Genomic DNA, 17,052 nt, shown 5'->3' with positions numbered 1-17,052 from the left:
CCCCATGCAACGCTCGCTGAACCCGGTCTCCCGCCTGCATCAGGACGCGGTCCAGTTCCGCCTCATCCTGGCGGCGACCTACCCGTTCTTCCTCGCCGCCGCCTGCGCCCAGCGCCTGATGCCGACGCATCCGGTCGGGATCGTGCCGCAGCGGCGCTCGGTCTTCGCCGAGGCGCGCAGCATGGCCGTCTCGGCCATCCCCTTCGTGTTCATGGGATGATTTGCCTCTCCGGGCGCGGCCCCTCGAGCCCGCCCGCCACCGACCTCCCATCCGCACTGGAGGGAAGGACCGCCGGAGTCCGTCGAGGCCCCGGTGACAGCCGCCGCGCTCCCGCGCGGCCAGACCCACGGAGGTTCAACCGATGGCCAACGGCATAGTCGAGAAACCCAGCAGCCTGTCCGGGCTGACGGAACCCGAAGCCAAGGAGTTCCACGCGATCTTCCTGACGAGCTTCATCATCTTCACGGCCATCGCCGTGGTCGCCCACATCCTCGTGTGGATGTGGCGCCCGTGGCTGCCGGGACCCAAGGGCTACGCGGCCCTGGAGACGGCGGCCCAGACCGTCGCCTCGCTCATCTCCTGAGGAGGACGCACCATGCACAAGGTCTGGCTTCTGTTCGATCCGCGCCGCACCCTGGTGGCGCTGTTCACCTTCCTGTTCATCCTGGCCCTGCTGATCCACTTCATTCTACTCAGCACCGACCGGTTCAACTGGCTGGAAGGCCCCAAGGCCCCGCGCGCCGCCGATGCGCAGAGCCTCGTCCTGCCGACGATGCCCGCCTGACGGGCACACCCGAGCCAAGGTCAGCGGGCGGGTGGCCGATCCCCGGCCCCCGCCCGCACCACCCATAAGAACCCGACACGAACCGTGACGCTGGCGCCGGGAGGGTTTCGCGATGGCGATGCTGAGTTTTGAACGAAAATATCGCGTCCGCGGCGGCACGCTGGTGGGCGGAGACCTGTTCGATTTCTGGGTGGGGCCGTTCTACGTCGGCTTCTTCGGCGTGACGACGCTGTTCTTCTCCGTGCTCGGCACGGCGCTGATCATCTACGGCGCCGCCCTCGGTCCGACCTGGAACATCTGGCAGATCAACATCGCGCCGCCGGACCTGAAATACGGCCTGGCGCTCGCCCCCCTCAAGGAGGGCGGCCTCTGGCAGATCATCACCTTCTGCGCCGTCGGGGCGTTCTCGTCCTGGGCGCTGCGCGAAGTCGAGATCTGCCGCAAGCTCGGCATCGGCTACCACGTGCCCTTCGCCTTCTCGGTGGCGATCCTGGCCTACGTGTCCCTGGTGGTGGTCCGTCCGTTCCTCATGGGCGCCTGGGGCCACGGCTTCCCCTACGGCATCCTCTCCCACCTCGATTGGGTGTCGAACACCGGCTACCAGTATCTGCACTTCCACTACAATCCGGCGCACATGCTCGCGGTGTCGTTCTTCTTCACGACGACGCTGGCGCTTTCGCTCCACGGCGCGCTGATCCTGTCCTCGACCAATCCGGGCAAGGGCGAAGTGGTGAAGACGCCCGAGCACGAGGACACCTTCTTCCGCGACACCATCGGGTATTCCATCGGAACGCTCGGCATCCACCGCCTCGGCCTGTTCCTCGCCCTGTCGGCGGGCTTCTGGAGCGCCGTCTGCATCGTCATCAGCGGCCCGTTCTGGACCCGTGGCTGGCCGGAATGGTGGGGCTGGTGGCTCAATCTCCCGGTCTGGCGCTGAGAGGGGGGACCGAACAATGGCCTACTATCAGAACATCTTCACGGAAGTGCAGGTCCGGCCCGTCATTCCGGAACTCGGAATCCCCGTCGATTCCGACAAGCGCTGGGGCAAGCCGTTCAACTCCTACCTGTTCGGTCTCATCGGCAATTCGCAGGTCGGCCCGATCTACATCGGGTACCTCGGCGCCCTGTCCTTCGCCTGCGGGCTCATCGCCTTCGAGATCATCGGCCTCAACATGTGGGCGAGCGTGAACTGGGACCCGGTCCAGTTCGTGCGCCAGCTGCCCTGGCTCGCCCTGGAGCCGCCGCGCCCGCAATACGGCCTCAAGGTCCTGCCGCCGCTGGCCGAGGGCGGCTGGTGGCTCATCGCCGGCTTCTTCCTCACGGCCTCGGTGCTGCTGTGGTGGCTGCGCCTGTTCCGCCGGGCCAAGGCCCTGGGGCTCGGCTACCACGTGCCCTGGGCGTTCGCCTCCGCCATCTGGCTGTTCCTCGTGCTGGGCTTCATCCGCCCGGTGATGATGGGTTCGTGGAGCGAGGCGGTGCCGTTCGGCATCTTCCCGCACCTCGATTGGACCGCCGCCTTCTCGCTCCGCTACGGCAACCTGTTCTACAACCCGTTCCACATGCTCTCGATCGTGTTCCTGTACGGATCGACGCTGCTGTTCGCCATGCATGGCGGCACCATCCTGGCGGTCAGCCGCTTCGGCGGCGAGCGTGAGATCGACCAGATCGTCGATCGCGGCACGGCGACGGAACGCGCCGCCCTGTTCTGGCGCTGGACCATGGGCTTCAACGCCACGATGGAATCCGTGCACCGCTGGGCCTGGTGGTTCGCCGTGCTCACCACGCTGACGGGCGGCATCGGCATCCTGCTCACCGGCACCGTGGTCGACAACTGGTACCTCTGGGCGGTCAAGCACGGCGTCGCCCCGGCCTACCCGCAGGTCTATGCGCCCATCGTCGATCCCCTGAGCCAGCCCGGAGGGACCCCATGAAGACCTTCTTCGTCGTCCTCGGGGCCTCCATCGCCTTCTTCCTCACGGTGGCGATGTTCGGAACCTCCGGCTGGGAGCGGCCGCCGCTCACCACCACCCAGAACGGCTTTCGCGGCACGGGCATGGACCAAGTCCATACCCGCGCGGAGGTCGCCGAGAAGAAGGACGCCAACGTGGCGCCCGCGCCGGCCGATCCGGCGGAGGAGGGGGGCGAGCTCGCCGGCCAGACCTACGAGAACGTCAAGGTTCTCAGCGGCCTCACGACCAACGAATTCAACCGCCTCATGGTCTCGATGACGGAGTGGGTCTCGCCCGAACAGGGCTGCACCTACTGCCACAACACCGAGAACATGGCCGACGACAGCCTCTATCAGAAGCGCGTCGCCCGCCGGATGCTGCAGATGACCCAGCACATCAACAGCGACTGGAAGGCGAACCACGTCGGGGGGGCCGGCGTCACCTGCTACACCTGCCACCGCGGCCAGCCCGTGCCGGCCAACATCTGGTTCACCAACCCCGGCCCGAACCGTCCGGGCGGGTTCGTCTCCCGCAACAACGGGCAGAACATGGCCGCCCCCTCCGTCGGCCTCGCCTCGCTGCCCTACGACACCCTGACCGAGTATCTCGCCGACAAGTCCATCGACAACAACGCCATCCGGGTGAACGCCACCACGGCGCTGCCGACCACCAAGGGCAAGCCGATCCAGGATGCGGAGAAGACCTACGGCCTGATGATCCACATGTCGGAAGGGCTCGGGGTCAACTGCACCTTCTGCCACAACACCCGGGCCATCTCGAACTGGCAGCAGAGCACGCCCCAGCGCACCACCGCCTGGCACGGCATCCGCATGGTGCGGGACCTCAACGGAAACTTCATGGAGCCCCTGACCTCCACCTTCCCGAGGAACCGCCTCGGGGTGCTCGGCGACGTGCCCAAGGTGAATTGCACCACCTGCCACAACGGCCAGAGCAAGCCGCTCAACGGCGCCCACGTGGTCGACGCCTATCCGGAACTGACCAAGGTGACCGTGGCCGATGTGGTCAAGACGCCGGCCCCGGCCCCCGACGCCCCCCCGGCGGAAACGCCGGCCGTGCCCGCGACGCCGCCCACGGCCCCGGCCGCGCCCCAACCCTGAGACGAGAGCGGGGCCGCCGCCCCGCTGTCCGTACCGAGCCACGGCCGCCGGCACCCGCCCGGCGGCCGTTCCGTTTCAAGGGCGGCGGCCCAAGCAGGCTCGCGTTGGCACGCCAACGCTTCACTCTGCTTGGGTCCTTGGTCTGTCGCAGGTCTTCGACGCAAAACCGGAGACCACTTTTGCGAAACCTGCTTGGCGATCCGTGCTATGGACCACGGTCGCCCGCTGCGGCCACCAACCACCACGCGGTGGGATTCGCGTCGCGTACGCCTTGCCTTGGCGTCACGAATCCTGATAAGGCAACCGCCTTTCCGCGATGCGTCCACACACATCGCCGAGGCCGCCGTTCGGGGTGCCTCGTTCCCGAGACCCTATGGACAGGCGGCGGACTTAGATGTCCGGCCGACGTGAGACCGATGAAGATTCGCAACTCCCTCAAGTCCCTCCGTGGCCGTCACCGCGACAACCAGATCGTGCGTCGCAAGGGCCGCGTCTACATCATCAACAAGACCCAGAAGCGCTTCAAGGCGCGCCAGGGCTGAGGCCCGTTCGCCCGCTCCTCTCGGGGCGCGGCAAGCCGGCGGGTTGACGGCATCGGGCGGGGCGAGGAAGCTCACCTCATGCCGTGCCAGATTCCACCCCAGATCCAGCCTCGGACGTCTCTCAAAGCCGCGCTCGTCGCGGCTTTTTGCGTGGGCTTTGTCCCCGTCGCCCACGCGCTGCCGCCTTCCAAGGCAACCAACAGCAAAGCGACCGAGAAGCCGGTCGACAAGCCCCGGACCGCCGTCAGCCTCGACGACCTCTATGCCCGCCTCAAGGCGGCGGAGGACGATGCCGAGGCCAAGGGCGTGGCCCGCCTCATCGAGCAGCGCCTCGGGCGCTCGGGCAGCGCCACGGCCGACCTTCTGACGGAGCGCGCCCGCCAGGCCATGAGCGGCCAGGATTTCCCCCTAGCCGTCGAGCTGCTCGACCGGGCCACCGCCCTGGAGCCGGGTTGGTCCGAGGGCTGGAACCGCCGGGCCACGGTGTTCTGGCTGCTCAAGGATCAGGACGGCGCCATCACCGACCTCAAGCGCACCCTGGTGATCGAGCCCCGGCACTACGAGGCCTGGGCGGCTCTGGGGCGGATCTACCTCTCCATGGACGAGAAAGTCCGGGCGCTGGAAGCCTTCCGCCGGGCCGCCGCCCTGTATCCGCGCATGGACAAGCTGCAGGGCGCCATCGACCGCCTCGCCCCCGACGTCGACGGGCGGGACCTATAAGACTCCATGCTGCTTCTGAAGGTCTTCGCGGGGCTGCTCGGCCTCGTCGCGATGGTCTTGGGTGCCGGTGCCCTGGCGACCCTCGTCATCACCTGGCGGGTCGAGGCACGGCACCCGCCGCAGGGGCCTTTCGTGCCGGTACCGGGCGGGCGCCTCGCCAGCATCGAAGCAGGCCCGAACCCGTCGACGCGCGGAACCGTAGTCCTTCTGCACGGTGCTTCCGCCAACGCCTCCGACCCCATGGAGGGCATCGGCCGGCGCCTCGCGGCGGACGGGTTTCGGGTGATCGCCTTCGACCGGCCGGGCTCGGGCTGGAGCGACCGGCTGGGGGGCGCCGACATGGCCGAACCGGCCGCGCAGGCGCACGCCATCGCGGCGGCCCTGGCCCGTCTCGGGATCGGCCCGGCCATCGTGCTCGGCCATTCCTGGTCGGGGGCGCTGGCCACGGCACTCGCCCTCGACCACCCCGAGCGGGTGGCGGGCCTCGTCCTCGCGGCACCCGTGGCGATGCCGTATCCGCGCATGGGAACGGTGCCGTGGTATTACCGCCTCGCCCTGTGGCCACCGGTGACCTGGCTCCTCGGCCATACCGTGGCGACGCCCGTGGCGCTGTATTACCTGCCGCGCGCCGGCGGCGCCGTGTTCCGCCCCCAGGAGGCGCCCCCGGGTTATCTCGACCGCAGCCGTGCGACACTCGTCGTACGGCCCGGATCGATCGTGGCCAACCTCCAGGACCTCGCCGGCCTGCCGGCAGCCCTGGAGGCCCAGGCACCGCGCTACGCCGGCCTCACCGTCCCGACGCTGGTGATCTCGGGCGACGCCGATGCGGCCGTACCCGTGGACAGGCAGGCGGTGCCCCTCGCGGCCGCGATCCGAGACGCCCGCCTCGTGCTCCTGCCCGGCATCGGCCACATGCTCCAGTACGTCGCCGTGGACGCCCTGGTGCATGAGGTGGAGCGCTTTGCCGACGGAATCACCGCGCGCGAGCCGGTCGCGCCGTAGGCCTCCGGACCGGACGCCGACGCGGGCCGCCCGTCCACCGGACCCCACGGATCCCAACCACAGGCTGGAAATCCGTGGGAGCGGGCGTCACGCCTTGGCGGCGTGCTCGCGGGTGACGAAGGCGATGCGCACGAGGTTCGTGGCGCCCGGCGTCCCGAACGGCACGCCGGCCACCACGATCACCCGGTCGCCGATATCGGCGAAGCGCTCGCGCACGGCGAACTTCGCCGCCCGGAACGCCATGTCGTCGACGTCGCTGGCATCGTTGGTGACGATGGGGTGCGTGCCCCAGCACAGGGCCAGGCGCCGCGCCGTCTCGCGCTTCGGGGTCAGCGCGATGATCGTGGCGTTGGGCCGCGAACGGGCGAGCCGCAGGGCCGTGGAGCCCGAATGGGTCCATGCCATGATCGCCGTGAGGTTCAGGGCGTCCACCATCTGGTGGGCGGCCGCCGCGATGGCATCGGAGGCGGTGGCGTCGGGCTCGGAGCGCTGGGCCGTCAGGATGGTCCAGTACAGGGCATCGCGCTCCACCTGCTCGGCGATGCGGCTCATCATGGTGATGGCCTCGATGGGGAAGGCACCCGACGCACTCTCGGCCGAGAGCATCACGGCATCCGCCCCCTCGTAGACGGCGGTGGCGACGTCCGAGACCTCGGCGCGGGTCGGCACCGGGGCGGTGATCATCGATTCGAGCATCTGGGTCGCCACCACGACGGGCTTGCCCATGCGGCGCGAAGAGCGGGTGATGCGCTTCTGCACGCCCGGCACCTGCTCCAGGGGCATCTCGACGCCGAGATCGCCGCGCGCCACCATGATGCCGTCGGAGATCTCGATGATCTCGTCGAGGCGGGTCAGGGCCTGCGGCTTCTCGATCTTGGCCATGACCAGGGCGCGGCCGGCCGCGACCTTCTTCACCTCGGCGACATCCTCGGGCCGCTGCACGAAGGAGACGGCGATCCAGTCGGCGCCGGCGTTGAGGCCGGCTTCGAGGTCGCCCCGGTCCTTCTCCGTCATGGCGGCGACGGGGATCACCGTGTCGGGGAGCGAGACGCCCTTGCGGTTGGAGATGCGGCCGCCGATGACCACCCGGGTCACCGCGCGCCCCTCGGACACCTCCGTCACGACGAGGCGCAGCTTGCCGTCGTCGACGATGACGACGTGGCCGGGCTCGAGGGCCGAGAGGATCTCGGGATGGGGCAGGAACACGCGGGTGACGTCGCCCGGCGTCGGGTCGCTGTCGAGGACGAACGACGCACCGTTCTCCAGCATCGCGGCACCCTCGGCGAAGGCGGCGACCCGGAGCTTCGGCCCCTGGAGATCGACCAGCACGGCGATGGGCCGGCGCAGCTCGCGCTCGATGGTGCGGATCACCTCGATCTTCTCGGGCAGCTTTTCGCGGGGAAGGTGGCTCATGTTGAGCCGGAAGACGTCGGCGCCGGCGCGAAACAGCTTCTCGATCATCTCCGGCGTGTCGGAGGCCGGGCCCAACGTGGCGATGATCTTCGTGCGGCGTGAACGTTTCAAAGCAGTCTCCTCCGAGAGCGGCCCCGCCGGTTTCGAACGACCGGGCGTTGAGCGAACGGCCACAAGCACCCATGGGGCCAGCGCGTCAAGAACACGGTGTGCAGACGACGTTCCGTCCGCGGCGGTGCGATGCGGCCAAGACATGGGCCCGAGCACGGACCCGCGCGCGGGCGAACGACTCGGCGCCCGTTCCAACGCGGGGAATCCTCGGTGATGCAGGACGCAACGAGATGGCGTCTCGCCCTCGACCCGGTCCCTCTCCAGGCTTTCGCCTTCGCGGTACCCGTGAGCCGGCGCGGGCCGCCCGCAATGCCTTTGCGCGGGCGTCCTCCACCTCCAGCGTCCCGTTTCCACCGCAAGGGCACGCAGCGGAACAGACTTCTGATGAGAATCATTCGCATTCAGGTTGTTATTTTCGCGAAACTTCAGTGAGTCTTAACCGGAATGCCGCGATTGTGATCACCGGTCGGACAAGCAACCGTGAGTACGTTCATTGTCTTCGCTATCGAACGCCGCGGGCATGCATCGAAAACAAGTATAGCTCTGAAGGCAGGACGACGCATGATCTTCGAGAAGTTTCACCGCGGCAGGTCCGAGACGTCCGCGAAGATGTCGGCCCTCGATCGATCCCAGGGCATCATAGAGTTCGCCCTCGACGGAACCGTGCTGCGCGCCAACGAGAACTTTCTCGCCGTCGTCGGCTATCGCCTGGACGAGATCGTGGGCAAGCCGCACAGCCTCTTCGTCGAACCCGCCATGCGGGAGAGCCCGGCCTACGCGGACTTCTGGGCGGCCCTTCGGAGCGGCACGTTCCAGGCGGCGCAGTTCAAGCGCATCGGCAAGGACGGCCGCGAGATCTGGATCGAGGCTTCCTACAATCCCGTCTTCGACCGGAGCGGCAAGCCCTACGGGATCGTCAAGTTCGCGACCGACATCACGCGCCAGAAAGCCCAGGACGCGGATCGCCAGGGTCAGATCGATGCGATCCACAAGTCCCAGGCCGTCATCGCCTTCGGTCTCGACGGCACCATCCTCGACGCCAATGCGAACTTCCTCGCCGTCGTCGGCTACACGCTGCCCGAGCTCGTCGGACAGCATCACCGCCTCCTCGTCGAACCGGCCCTGCGCGACACGCCCGCCTACGCCGCGTTCTGGAGCGCGTTGCGGCAAGGCGCGTACCAGAAGGGTCAGTTCAAGCGCATCGGCAAGGGCGGTCGCGGGATCTGGATCGAGGCTTCCTACAACCCGATCCTCGATGCCGCCGGCCGGCCCTACAAGGTGGTGAAGTTCGCAACCGACGTCACCGCGCAGGTGGCCCTGCTGGGTGATCTGAATCGTCTCATCGATCGGAATTTCGGGGAGATCGAGGGCGCCGTCCTGCGCTCGTCGGAAGCCTCGAACGCCGCGACCCGGTCGGCGGGCAGCACCGCCCACAACGTGCAGACCATGGCGGCCGCCGCCGAGGAACTCGCCGCCTCCGTGAACGAGATCGCCCACGGCATGTCGAAGGCCCGTACGGCGACGGATGCCGCGCACGGGCAGGTGGAGGCGGCCGGCGCGGTCACCCGCAAGCTCACGGGTACCGCCACCGCCATGACGGGCATCGTGGCGCTGATCCAGAACATCGCGAGCCAGATCAACCTGCTCGCCCTCAACGCGACCATCGAGGCCGCAAGGGCCGGGGAGGCGGGCCGGGGCTTCGCCGTCGTCGCCCAGGAGGTGAAGAACCTCGCCGCCCAGGCGGCCCACGCCACGAACCAGATCGCGAGCGAGATCGACAGCGTCCAGAACGCGTCCGAACAGGTCGCGGGCTCCCTCGATACGATCCAGGTCTCCGTCGGGACCATGCGCGACTACGTGGTCAGCACGGCCGCCGCCATCGAGGAACAGAGCGTGGTGACGCGCGAGATGTCGTCGAGCATGCAGGAGGCGGCCGAGGCCGTGCAGGCCATCGCCCAGAACGCCCTCGCAATCACCGGATCCATCGACGCGGTCTCCCGGGCCGTCGACACGACGAAAGATGCGGCCCGCGTCCTGGCGCGCTGACGACGGTCGACCATCGATCTCGTGGCCTTGCCCGACGGGCGAGCGGCCGCGTCTGTAGGATGGGAATCCCTGCCTCATGGAGCCGGCGAACGATGCGATCCACAAACTCTCGGACGTGGCGCGGATCCGGCAGAGTCTCCGGGCGAGCGTTGCGAAACTCATGGATGCTGCCGAGCACCTGGCGCAGCAGATCGCGGCCCTGGATGCGGCGGAGCGGCAGGTGAGGGCCCTGGCCCTGCGCGAGACGAGCCGGGTGCTCGATGGACATCCCGACCCGGACGAGCGCGGCCGCCTCGGTACGCTTCAGGGGGAAACGAACGCGAACTTCCGGCAGATGCGGGCGGCCTATGCCGAACTGAGTTCCCGGATCGACGCCCTGCTGGGGCAGCACCAGGAACTCTACGACGCCACCTTCACCCCGGACACGACCGACCGATCCTGACGACACCCGTCCCTGCGGTGGACGTCGTGTCCCGGACACGTCAAACCGACCCGGGGGACCGCGGATCGAACCCGGTCCGGTTCCGGTTCGATCGACGCGACGGGATGAGCCTCAGACAATGCCGACCCTGACCCTGGCCGCCGCCCACGACCTCGCCGTGCGCACGCTCCTGCGCTGTGGTGCCGGCCACGACCAGGCCGAGAGCACCGCCGTCGCCCTGGTCGGCGCCGAGGCCGACGGCCTCGCGACCCATGGGCTCATGCGCCTGCTGGCCTACGGGGCGCAGGTTCGCGCCGGCAAGGTCGTGGGCGATGCGACCCTGGCCGTGACGCGGCCCCGGCCCGGGCTGCTCGCCATCGACGCCGGCCACGGCTTCGCCTATCCGGCCCTCGACCGGGCGGTCGCCGAACTCCCGGAGATCGCCCGGAGCCAGGGTGTGGCGGCCGCGGCCATCCGGCGCTCGCACCATTGCGGTGCCGCCGGGCGGCCGGCCGAAGCCCTGGCGGCGCAGGGGCTGGTGGCTCTGCTGTTCGCCAATGCGCCGGCCGCCATGGCGCCCTGGGGTGGCAACCGGGCGGTGTTCGGCACCAACCCCATCGCCTTCGCCTGCCCGTTGCCGGGGCGGCCCCCCATCGTGGTCGATCTTTCGCTCTCGAAGGTGGCGCGGGGCAACATCATCGCCGCCAAGCAGCGTGGAGAGACGATCCCCGAGGGCTGGGCGGTGGATGCGGACGGCCACCCCACCACCGACGCGGCGGCGGCTCTCGCCGGCACCATGATCCCGCTGGGCGACGCCAAGGGCACGGCTCTGGCCCTCATGGTCGAGCTGCTCGCGGCCGGCCTCGTCGGCGCACGCTTTGCCGGCGAGGCGACCTCGTTCCTCGACGCCGTGGGCGGCCCGCCCGGCACCGGCCAGCTCATTCTCGTCCTCGACGCCACCGCCTTCGCGGCGGATGCGTGCGAGCGCTTCGCCGTGCTGGCAGAAATGATCGAGGATCAGGACGGTGCCCGGCTGCCCGGCACCAAACGGCTCGCCGCCCGCGCCCGCGCGGCGCAGGCGGGCATCAGCCTCTCCGACGCGCTGCTCGCCGAGATCGAGGCGCTCTGAGGCCCGCTCAGGGCGCGGGATTCGCCGGCTGGTTCGGATCGGTGAGCTGGATCGTCCAGCTCTTCTGTTCGCCGGTGTCGACCTCGTAGAAGCCGTTGCGATCGTAGCCGCGCGCCAGGCAGTCCTCGACGCCCCGGATGGTGAATTCGCGGTCCCGGGTGCACATGAGCGAACGCCCGCTCCACTCGCCGCCCCGCGTGTAGTCCACGGCGTAGACGTAGTAGAACCGGGCCGCCAGGGTCCCCTTGAGCAGGGTCTCGCAGCCCTTGGGCGCCACGTCCCACCACCCCTCCGTCACCCAGCCCTGCGTGTCGCGGTAGCCCAGCGCGATGCCGACCTTGCTGGTCGTGAGGTTGCACATGCGCAGGTCGGCCCGGGCCGGGGCGGCGGTCATGAGGAGAGCGGCGAGCACGCCCGCCCGGACGCTCCACCCCTTGCGGGAAGGAAGGGTCGGGTGACGGCGCCGGCCCATGCCCTGACGGCTCATCCCCTGTCGACCCATGCCCTGTCGACCCATGCCCTTACCCGACAAGGATGACCCGGCAATCGTTGACGTTGGTGCGGGTGGGACCCGGCTGGACGAGGTCGCCGATGGTGTCGAAGAACCGGGTCGAATCGTTGTCCGCCAGCATGGCGGCGGGGTCGAGGCCGGCGGCGCGGGCACGCGCCAGGGTGGTGGGGTCGACGAGGCCGCCGGCCGGGTCGGTCGCCTCGCCGCGTCCGCCGTCGGTGCCGTCGGTGTCGGCGGCGATGCCGAGGATGCCGGGTGCGCCGTCGAGCGCGATGGCCAGCGCCAGGGCGTATTCCTGGTTCGGGCCGCCATGGCCTTCGCCCACGATGGTGACGGTGAGTTCGCCCCCTGAGATGATCGCGACCTTGGCGCCGCGAGCGTGGTGGTCGAGGGCGAGCCGGGCGTGCTCGGCCGCGACCTCACGGGCCTCGCCCTCGACATCGGGGCCGAGCATCACCGGCTCGTAGCCGGCGCGGCGCGCGGCCTCGGCCGCCGCCTCCAGGGCGTCGATGGGCCGGGCGATGATGCGGTACTCGGCCCGGGCGAAGGACGGGTCGCCCGCCTTCGGGGTCTCGTTGACGGGATCGTTCAGCAGCGCTTTCGCCGTCTCCGGCAGGGGGATGCCGCGCCGCTCGCAGATGGCACGGGCCTCCGCCAGGGTCGAGGGGTCCGGGACGGTCGGGCCCGAAGCGATCACCGCCGGGTCGTCGAAGGGCACGTCGGAGATCGCGAGGGTCAGGATCGAGCGGGCGTTGCGGGCCATCATGGCGAGGCGCCCGCCCTTGATCCGCGACAGGTGCTTGCGCACGCAGTTGATCTCGTTGATGGGCGCGCCCGAGCGCAGGAGCGCCTTGGTGATGGCCTGCTTCTCGGTGAGGGTCAGGTCGCCGGCCGGCGCGATCCAATTGGCCGAACCGCCGCCCGAGAGCAGCACCAGCACGTCGTCGTCCGGCCCGGCATCGGCGGCGATCTTGAGGGCGTCGACGGTCGCGTCGATACCGGCCTGGTCGGGCACCGGGTGCCCGGCCTCGACCATGCGGATCATCGGCGCCTCCTCGCCGTAGCCGTGGCGGGCGACCGCGAGGCCGACGATGCGGCTCGCGTCGACGCCGTGCTGCTCCCGGTAGAACCGGCTCGCCACCGCCGCCATGGAGCCGCCGGCCTTGCCCGCGCCCAGGATGATGAGCCGGCCGGGGCCGGGGGCGGGGAGGTGCGGCACGAGGCAGCGCGCGGGATGAGCGGCGGCGATGGCCTCGTCGAGGATGCCGAGGAGGAGGGTGCGGGCGGCGGCGTGGTCGGCGGGGGAGGGCGCGGTCATGGCGTGTCCGTGTATCGCGGAAAGACGGTCGTGGAAGGCCGCCCGGCGTTGCGTCGCCGGATCGTGATTGTTTCGCGGGACGAATTCCCTCGGGCCGGATTGTTGCCGTGCCCGCGCTTGTCCGCGATACGTGCTGTGCCCGACACCCGCCGCCGCGGCAAGGTCGCGGCAAGCATGCGATGACGCGGGACACCCCGCGATGGCGCGGCCGGATGCTTGCACGGCTCCGTCCGCGTTCCGCCCGCCCAAGCCCCGAACGGATCCACGGACCCCGCCGCCCATGCAGCCTCCACATCCCGTCGAGACCATCCCGGGCGATCCGGCCCGGGGCCTGCTGATCCTCTGCGATCACGCCTCCAACCATGTGCCCGACGACCTCGACCGGCTCGGGGTACCGGACCACGAATACGCACGCCACATCGCCTACGACATCGGCGCGGCCGCCGTGACCCGGCACCTCGCCGTGCAATTGGGCGCGCCCGCGATCCTGACCCGGTTCTCACGCCTCATCATCGACCCCAACCGGGGCCGGGCCGACCCGACCCTGGTGATGCGCCTGTCCGACGGCGCCATCGTGCCGGGCAACGCCCGCATCGACGAGGCCGGCAAGGCCGAGCGCATCCGCCGGTTCTACGAGCCCTTCGACGCGGCCATCGACGCCCACGTGGCGGCGGCCGAGGCGACGGGCGTGCCGCCGGCGATCCTCACCATGCACAGCTTCACGCCGTACTGGCGCACCGTACCGCGTCCCTGGCACGTCGGCATCCTGTGGGACCGGGACGACCGCCTGAGCGCGCCCCTCATCGCGGGTCTGCGCGCCGACCCGGCCGATCTCACGGTCGGCGACAACGAACCCTACGGGGGAGGGCTTCCCGGAGACACCATCGACCGGCACGCCCTCGCGCGCGGCCTGCGCAACGCCCTGGTGGAGATCCGCCAGGACCTCATCGCCGAAGAACCCGGCCAGATCGAATGGGCGACGCGGTTCGCCAAGCTTCTGCGTCCGCTGCTGCCCTGATTGGCCTGCGGCGCGCACACGAAAACGGCGGGGCTCTCGCCCCGCCGTCCAATTCATCCCGAGATCGGGCTTACCGGGTGCCGCCCGAGGTCCGACCGTACTGCCAGACCGGGAAGCTGTTCTGCTCGGCGTTGCCTTCCTTCGCGGAGGCGTCGTCCCGGCGCGGGGCGATGGAACCGGTGGTGAGTTCATCGTCGAGGGCGCGGCCGGCGGTGTAGCCGGGCGCCGCATGGGCCGAGACACCGGCGGGTGCCGTGTAGCTCTGCGCGAGAACCGGCGAAGCAACGGCACTCAGGCTCAAGACGACGGCGGCGGCGACAGAAGCAAGACGGATGTTCATGACGTTGGACCTTTCAGTATCGCGGTCTCCGTCGAAAAGGCGGTGGGCCGTGAGTTCTTGTGTAGCGCTGATGTAGGCCCGCCTCGAACCGAACGTCGTGCGGTTTGGCACCAGACTGGAAGCGGCGGCGCCGAATCCGAATCGGCCGTCCGTCCTTGACGGCGCGGGCCTGGACACGACCTTTCCTGAACGAGCAGCCCGTCACACCGAGGACATCCCATGACCGAGACCAGCACGCCCGGGACCAGCACGACCGGGATCGACGCCGCCACCCGGACGGAGCTCGAAGCCGCCGTGTTCCGGCGCCTCGTCGCCCACCTGCAGGGACGCACGGACGTGCAGAACATCGACCTGATGAACATGGCCGGATTCTGCCGCAACTGCCTGTCGAACTGGCTCAAGGACGCCGCCGACGAAAAGGGCGTGCCGCTGACCAAGGACGCGAGCCGCGAGGCCGTCTACGGCATGCCCTACGATGCCTGGAAGCGCCTGCACCAAGCCGAGGCGACGCCGGAGCAGCAGGCGGCCTTCACCGGGGCGGCGGCTGAACCGCACTGAAGCCGGCCCCGACGATTCGGCGAAAGCGCGTTCAGGAACAAAAGCTTACGCGACCACGACGGTCTGCGGTCCGGGGCCGTAAGGTCCCGGTAAGCTTGAACGCTTAGTGAAGCGGTTCCGGCGCATTCTCGTGAACGATGCGCCTCGCCAGTCAGGGATTGAGACGAAAATGGCCGCTTCCGCCGCACCCGCCGTCGATGCTTCGTCCGTCGCCGCCGACCAGCTCAAGAGCTTCATCGAGCGCATCGAGCGCCTCGAGGAGGAGAAGGCCGGTCTCGCCTCGGACATCAAGGACGTCTACGCGGAGGCCAAGGGCACCGGCTTCGACGTGAAGGCCCTGCGCAAGATCATCTCCCTGCGCAAGAAGGATCACGCCGAGCGCCAGGAGGAGGAGGCCATCCTCGAACTCTACATGCAGGCGCTGGGCATGGTGTAAGGCGGACGCCGGCCCATGGCACACAACGACGAGGGCCGCGGCATTCCTGCCGCGGCCCTCGTCGTTTCGGGGATCGCCCGAGCGGGGATCAGCGCGCGCCCGGCACCGGGCGGGTGGCAGAACCCGAGAAACGTCCTGCATTGAGGTCATCGCCGGGCGCGCGCGCCGAGAAGCGGGTGGCGACGGCCGCCGGCTGGGTCAGGCTGCCGGCGGGTGCGCCGTCGAGCTTGGTCCGGGTCACGGCGAGGCGCACGGGCGCGGCGCGGCTCGCCGGCTCGGAGGCGCCCTGCGCGGCGGCGGCGAACAGGGCGCGCAACTGCAGCTTCGGGTCGGCGGTGGCGGCAACGAGGCGGGCAGGCGAGGGCGCCTGCGTGGATATCTGGGCTTGGGCGGGGGCGAGGTTGGCCATGCCGGCGGTCCCGAGGCCCGCGACCTGAACCGGCGGACGCTGCGGAGGCAGGGGCATCGTGAGCGCGGCGGCCACGGCGGCGAACTCGGCCGGGCGACGCGGCGGGAGCGGAACCTCGGCCGTCGCTCTGGCCGCATCGCCGGTGTTGCCGTCGGGCGCCCTGGTCTCCGTGGACTTCTCGGCGGTCAGGAGGGTCTGGGCATCGCGCCCATCGCGGCGCAGGAGGGCCGACTTGAGGGTGTCGTCGGCGGCGGGCGCCGCGTAGGCCAGGGCCGCGCGGGTGCCGGTCTGGTCGTCCGGGTCGGCGCTCGCCACGACCACGCTCGGCTTGGCGCGGGCCCGCGTCGCGGGGGCGGGGGCCGGTGCGGGCGGCTCGCTGCTCGATCCGCCGCCGAACAGACTCGCGAAGAAGCCCCGGATGCTCGGGCCGTCCTCCTCGTCGACCTGCTGGGCCACCTGGGTGATGCCCAGCACGGTACCGCCGCGGGCCAGGACCTCGGCGCGGGCGAGTTCGTAGCCGGGCAGGGGGCGGTTGTCGGCGGGGAGATGGACGGTCTTGCCGTCGGGGAACAGGCGGCTGAGCTGGTCGTGGGTCATGCGCGGCCAGGAGCGCACGGAGCCGACATCGAGATGGACGAAGGGCGAACCCGCGCGCGGGTACCAGCCGACGCCGCCGCGCTGCATCCGCATGCCCACGGCGCGGATCTGGTCGATGGAGACGTCGGGCAGGTAGAAATCCATCGCCTTGCCGAGCATGTGCTGGCTGTACTCGGCGACGGCGCGGGACCGGCGACGCAGCATGGCGTTGGTGCCGGGCGAGCGGTAGGCCGACACCACCGTGATGGGCTCCTGCGAACCGACGGAGCGGTAGGCCTCCCACACGGTGTCGAACAGGCGCGGGTCCATCTTGATGGATTCTTCGGCGCGCCAGTCGCGCAGGAGCCAGTTCAACTGCTCGAGGGCGGCCCGGTCGTAGCGCCCGTCGCGCTTGAACGTGACGGTGAGGCTTTCCTTGGTGTGGCTGTGAAAGATCGAGAGGGCGCGGGTGTCGCCGTTGGCCACCGCGTCCTGGGTGCCGCGCGTGCCGGCCACGAGGGCCAGGGCGATACCCGAGGCGGCGATGGCGGCACGGCGCAGGCGCGCGGGGCGCGGGCCGGACCGGGGGCCGTGTCGCAGGAACTGACGCACGTTCGTCCTCACCTCTGCCGGATCCCGCGCGCCGGGCG

Annotated in this window: 20 protein-coding genes; 15 read left to right on the top strand and 5 right to left on the bottom strand. The window is 70.0% G+C overall.

Annotation, left to right across the window (positions count from 1 at the left end; translation table 11 throughout):
- Positions 1 to 4: 4 nt before the first annotated feature.
- The 9 genes from ASF25_RS20560 (at position 5) to ASF25_RS20520 (ending at position 6,116) form a co-directional block, all read left to right on the top strand.
- A complete protein-coding gene (locus ASF25_RS20560; protein WP_056168735.1) occupies positions 5 to 220 on the top strand; it encodes a hypothetical protein in 216 nt (71 codons plus the stop codon).
- 142 nt (positions 221 to 362) lie between these two features.
- Positions 363 to 584 carry a light-harvesting antenna LH1, beta subunit gene (pufB, locus tag ASF25_RS20555; RefSeq protein ID WP_056096638.1) on the top strand — a complete coding sequence of 74 codons (222 nt, stop codon included), beginning with the start codon at positions 363 to 365 and terminating at the stop codon, positions 582 to 584.
- 12 nt (positions 585 to 596) lie between these two features.
- Positions 597 to 785 (top strand): light-harvesting antenna LH1, alpha subunit, encoded by a 189-nt coding sequence (gene pufA, locus ASF25_RS20550; RefSeq protein WP_056168732.1) that lies wholly within the window; start codon positions 597 to 599, stop codon positions 783 to 785.
- Between the two features lie 112 nt (positions 786 to 897).
- Entirely contained in the window at positions 898 to 1,722 is an 825-nt protein-coding gene (gene pufL / locus ASF25_RS20545) for a photosynthetic reaction center subunit L (protein WP_056168729.1), read from the top strand.
- A gap of 16 nt (positions 1,723 to 1,738) precedes the next feature.
- Entirely contained in the window at positions 1,739 to 2,716 is a 978-nt protein-coding gene (gene pufM, locus ASF25_RS20540; RefSeq protein ID WP_056168726.1) for a photosynthetic reaction center subunit M, read from the top strand.
- Positions 2,713 to 3,852 carry a photosynthetic reaction center cytochrome PufC gene (pufC, locus tag ASF25_RS20535; protein WP_056267268.1) on the top strand — a complete coding sequence of 380 codons (1,140 nt, stop codon included), beginning with the start codon at positions 2,713 to 2,715 and terminating at the stop codon, positions 3,850 to 3,852. Before pufM ends, pufC begins: the two co-directional genes overlap by 4 nt.
- A 416-nt stretch (positions 3,853 to 4,268) precedes the next feature.
- Positions 4,269 to 4,394 carry a type B 50S ribosomal protein L36 gene (ykgO, locus tag ASF25_RS20530; protein WP_055886195.1) on the top strand — a complete coding sequence of 42 codons (126 nt, stop codon included), beginning with the start codon at positions 4,269 to 4,271 and terminating at the stop codon, positions 4,392 to 4,394.
- 150 nt (positions 4,395 to 4,544) lie between these two features.
- Positions 4,545 to 5,114, top strand: coding sequence for a tetratricopeptide repeat protein (locus ASF25_RS20525; protein WP_244473118.1), 570 nt, complete (start codon positions 4,545 to 4,547; stop codon positions 5,112 to 5,114).
- A 6-nt stretch (positions 5,115 to 5,120) separates the two neighbouring features.
- Positions 5,121 to 6,116 (top strand): alpha/beta hydrolase, encoded by a 996-nt coding sequence (locus ASF25_RS20520; RefSeq protein ID WP_056306608.1) that lies wholly within the window; start codon positions 5,121 to 5,123, stop codon positions 6,114 to 6,116.
- An 87-nt stretch (positions 6,117 to 6,203) separates the two neighbouring features.
- Here ASF25_RS20520 and pyk read toward each other — a convergent pair whose 3' ends face one another.
- Positions 6,204 to 7,640, bottom strand: coding sequence for a pyruvate kinase (gene pyk / locus ASF25_RS20515; RefSeq protein WP_056168714.1), 1,437 nt, complete (start codon positions 7,638 to 7,640; stop codon positions 6,204 to 6,206).
- Between the two features lie 609 nt (positions 7,641 to 8,249).
- Here pyk and ASF25_RS20510 point away from each other — a divergent pair.
- The 3 genes from ASF25_RS20510 (at position 8,250) to ASF25_RS20500 (ending at position 11,236) form a co-directional block, all read left to right on the top strand.
- Positions 8,250 to 9,686 (top strand): PAS domain-containing methyl-accepting chemotaxis protein, encoded by a 1,437-nt coding sequence (locus ASF25_RS20510; protein WP_348271341.1) that lies wholly within the window; start codon positions 8,250 to 8,252, stop codon positions 9,684 to 9,686.
- Positions 9,687 to 9,762: 76 nt separating this feature from the next.
- The gene (locus tag ASF25_RS20505) at positions 9,763 to 10,128 is read left to right on the top strand and encodes a hypothetical protein (RefSeq protein ID WP_056168710.1); all 366 of its coding nucleotides are present in this window, start codon (positions 9,763 to 9,765) and stop codon (positions 10,126 to 10,128) included.
- Between the two features lie 118 nt (positions 10,129 to 10,246).
- The gene (locus tag ASF25_RS20500) at positions 10,247 to 11,236 is read left to right on the top strand and encodes an Ldh family oxidoreductase (RefSeq protein WP_056306606.1); all 990 of its coding nucleotides are present in this window, start codon (positions 10,247 to 10,249) and stop codon (positions 11,234 to 11,236) included.
- 7 nt (positions 11,237 to 11,243) lie between these two features.
- Here the strand turns inward: ASF25_RS20500 and ASF25_RS20495 are convergent, their stop codons facing one another.
- Both ASF25_RS20495 and ASF25_RS20490 read right to left on the bottom strand, forming a co-directional pair.
- Complete coding sequence (locus tag ASF25_RS20495) at positions 11,244 to 11,630, bottom strand: DUF1036 domain-containing protein (RefSeq protein WP_082515202.1); 387 nt, start codon at positions 11,628 to 11,630, stop codon at positions 11,244 to 11,246.
- Positions 11,631 to 11,757: 127 nt separating this feature from the next.
- Positions 11,758 to 13,065 (bottom strand): glycerate kinase, encoded by a 1,308-nt coding sequence (locus ASF25_RS20490; protein WP_056168701.1) that lies wholly within the window; start codon positions 13,063 to 13,065, stop codon positions 11,758 to 11,760.
- 280 nt (positions 13,066 to 13,345) lie between these two features.
- On the opposite strand from ASF25_RS20490, the gene ASF25_RS20485 reads away from it, so the two are divergent.
- A complete protein-coding gene (locus ASF25_RS20485; RefSeq protein WP_056168698.1) occupies positions 13,346 to 14,083 on the top strand; it encodes an N-formylglutamate amidohydrolase in 738 nt (245 codons plus the stop codon).
- Positions 14,084 to 14,153: 70 nt separating this feature from the next.
- Here ASF25_RS20485 and ASF25_RS20480 read toward each other — a convergent pair whose 3' ends face one another.
- Positions 14,154 to 14,423 (bottom strand): hypothetical protein, encoded by a 270-nt coding sequence (locus ASF25_RS20480; RefSeq protein ID WP_056168695.1) that lies wholly within the window; start codon positions 14,421 to 14,423, stop codon positions 14,154 to 14,156.
- Between the two features lie 219 nt (positions 14,424 to 14,642).
- Here ASF25_RS20480 and ASF25_RS20475 point away from each other — a divergent pair, with 219 nt between their 5' ends.
- The gene (locus ASF25_RS20475) at positions 14,643 to 14,981 is read left to right on the top strand and encodes a DUF1244 domain-containing protein (RefSeq protein ID WP_056306605.1); all 339 of its coding nucleotides are present in this window, start codon (positions 14,643 to 14,645) and stop codon (positions 14,979 to 14,981) included.
- A gap of 169 nt (positions 14,982 to 15,150) precedes the next feature.
- Entirely contained in the window at positions 15,151 to 15,417 is a 267-nt protein-coding gene (locus tag ASF25_RS20470) for a DUF2312 domain-containing protein (protein WP_056096607.1), read from the top strand.
- Between the two features lie 88 nt (positions 15,418 to 15,505).
- On the opposite strand, the gene ASF25_RS20465 is transcribed toward ASF25_RS20470, so the two are convergent.
- Positions 15,506 to 17,014, bottom strand: a complete 1,509-nt coding sequence (locus tag ASF25_RS20465; protein WP_056306642.1) for a DUF882 domain-containing protein — start codon at positions 17,012 to 17,014, stop codon at positions 15,506 to 15,508.
- Positions 17,015 to 17,052 lie beyond the last annotated feature (38 nt).

It is taken from the genome of Methylobacterium sp. Leaf100 (assembly GCF_001422845.1).
Classification (GTDB): Bacteria; Pseudomonadota; Alphaproteobacteria; order Rhizobiales; family Beijerinckiaceae; genus Methylobacterium.
This window is presented reverse-complemented; position numbering and strand designations above follow the sequence as displayed.

Bases quoted from the DNA above. Each gene is read 5' to 3' on its own strand.
- pufA (WP_056168732.1), top strand. From the start codon at position 597: ATGCACAAGGTCTGGCTTCTGTTCGATCCGCGCCGCACCCTGGTGGCG.
- ASF25_RS20480 (WP_056168695.1), bottom strand. From the start codon at position 14,423: ATGAACATCCGTCTTGCTTCTGTCGCCGCCGCCGTCGTCTTGAGCCTG.
- ASF25_RS20500 (WP_056306606.1), top strand. From the start codon at position 10,247: ATGCCGACCCTGACCCTGGCCGCCGCCCACGACCTCGCCGTGCGCACG.
- pufL (WP_056168729.1), top strand. From the start codon at position 898: ATGGCGATGCTGAGTTTTGAACGAAAATATCGCGTCCGCGGCGGCACG.
- ASF25_RS20470 (WP_056096607.1), top strand. From the start codon at position 15,151: ATGGCCGCTTCCGCCGCACCCGCCGTCGATGCTTCGTCCGTCGCCGCC.
- ASF25_RS20560 (WP_056168735.1), top strand. From the start codon at position 5: ATGCAACGCTCGCTGAACCCGGTCTCCCGCCTGCATCAGGACGCGGTC.
- ASF25_RS20475 (WP_056306605.1), top strand. From the start codon at position 14,643: ATGACCGAGACCAGCACGCCCGGGACCAGCACGACCGGGATCGACGCC.
- pufB (WP_056096638.1), top strand. From the start codon at position 363: ATGGCCAACGGCATAGTCGAGAAACCCAGCAGCCTGTCCGGGCTGACG.
- ASF25_RS20510 (WP_348271341.1), top strand. From the start codon at position 8,250: ATGTCGGCCCTCGATCGATCCCAGGGCATCATAGAGTTCGCCCTCGAC.
- ASF25_RS20495 (WP_082515202.1), bottom strand. From the start codon at position 11,630: ATGACCGCCGCCCCGGCCCGGGCCGACCTGCGCATGTGCAACCTCACG.
- ASF25_RS20485 (WP_056168698.1), top strand. From the start codon at position 13,346: ATGCAGCCTCCACATCCCGTCGAGACCATCCCGGGCGATCCGGCCCGG.
- ASF25_RS20520 (WP_056306608.1), top strand. From the start codon at position 5,121: ATGCTGCTTCTGAAGGTCTTCGCGGGGCTGCTCGGCCTCGTCGCGATG.
- ASF25_RS20490 (WP_056168701.1), bottom strand. From the start codon at position 13,065: ATGACCGCGCCCTCCCCCGCCGACCACGCCGCCGCCCGCACCCTCCTC.
- pufM (WP_056168726.1), top strand. From the start codon at position 1,739: ATGGCCTACTATCAGAACATCTTCACGGAAGTGCAGGTCCGGCCCGTC.
- pufC (WP_056267268.1), top strand. From the start codon at position 2,713: ATGAAGACCTTCTTCGTCGTCCTCGGGGCCTCCATCGCCTTCTTCCTC.
- ykgO (WP_055886195.1), top strand. From the start codon at position 4,269: ATGAAGATTCGCAACTCCCTCAAGTCCCTCCGTGGCCGTCACCGCGAC.
- ASF25_RS20505 (WP_056168710.1), top strand. From the start codon at position 9,763: ATGGAGCCGGCGAACGATGCGATCCACAAACTCTCGGACGTGGCGCGG.